The 1,159-nt window shown below is 49.4% G+C and carries 1 protein-coding gene; it reads left to right on the top strand.

The window, feature by feature from the left end; genetic code table 11:
• Positions 1 to 248: 248 nt before the first annotated feature.
• Complete coding sequence (locus tag ON063_RS14570; protein WP_274665614.1) at positions 249 to 1,148, top strand: DMT family transporter; 900 nt, start codon at positions 249 to 251, stop codon at positions 1,146 to 1,148.
• The last annotated feature ends 11 nt before the right edge of the window (positions 1,149 to 1,159 follow it).

Below are 1,159 nucleotides of genomic sequence, written 5' to 3'. Positions count from 1 at the left end.
TTGTCGTATATTCAGCAATGTCTAAAAAAGGACAGACGGGTCCCTTGATTAAGCGACATCGTGAAAAATCGCACGCAAAATGTACAAATGTTCAGTTGTCCAATGCGTACGTCCGACAAATTTCACCTTTCTCCCTCCTTTCATTCATCTATGTCTTGATTGTAAGCGTTTTTCTTGAGACTGACAATGAAAATAAAGGAAATGGACACAAGGACGTCGTATATAGTCGCCATTGAGGAGGCGAGAGCATGAGGAAAGAATGGCTAGGAGCACTCAGTTTGACACTTGCGGCGAGTATATGGGGCGGGATGTATGTGGTCAGTAAGTATGCGCTCGCTTATATTGAACCGTTCACGTTTGTCTGGCTACGATATGCTGTTGCATTTATGGTCCTATTCGTCGTCTGGCTTCGGTTTGGACGGGAGCGGATTCGGCGGACAGATTGGAAATGGATTGGACTCGTCGGTGTCATCGGGTACGTCGCTTCGATTTCGTTTCAATTTATCGGAACGAAGCTATCGGATGCGCATACCGGATCTCTCGTGACCGCAGCGACGCCAGCGTTCATGGTCTTATTCGCTCGAATCCTATTGAAGGAGCGATTGACTCCAGTCAAAGTAGGAGCGCTCGGACTGGCGACGGTTGGTGTTCTCATTGTGGTCGGTTGGGAAGGGGAAGGGACGTATCGCGTAGGTAGTTTTATACTCGTATTAGCCGCCGTGACGTGGGCGCTCATGTCGATTTACGTGAAAATCGGGACACAGACCTTATCGACGTTGACACTGACGACGTTTGCGATTGGAGTCGCCTGGTTGTTGATGACCCCTTTGATGAGTATAGAGGTCATGCAAAACGGCTTTCCGGAATTGAATGGTGTCCTTTGGCTCAGTGTCTTATATATCGGTGTCGTGTCGACGGCAGGGGCGTTCTTCTTTTGGAACAAAGGACTTGAGTTGATGGATGCGAGTGTCGGGTCACTCTTTTTCTTCTTCCAGCCTTTGGTCGGAGGGACGCTCGGGTGGCTCGTCTTGAATGAGACGCTCCATCTGAATTTCTTTATCGGTGCCGGTTGTATCATGACGGCCGTGACGTGGTCGACGCTCGCAGAACGGCGACAACAACTGCCCATTTCAGAACGCAATCTTTGACGACAAAGCGG

Source organism: Exiguobacterium sp. B2(2022), from assembly GCF_028823655.1.
Taxonomy (GTDB): domain Bacteria; phylum Bacillota; class Bacilli; order Exiguobacteriales; family Exiguobacteriaceae; genus Exiguobacterium; species Exiguobacterium aestuarii_A.
This window is presented reverse-complemented; position numbering and strand designations above follow the sequence as displayed.

What these genes read in the sequence shown, in the direction of transcription:
- ON063_RS14570 (WP_274665614.1), top strand. Translation starts at nt 249, where the DNA reads ATGAGGAAAGAATGGCTAGGAGCACTCAGTTTGACACTTGCGGCGAGT.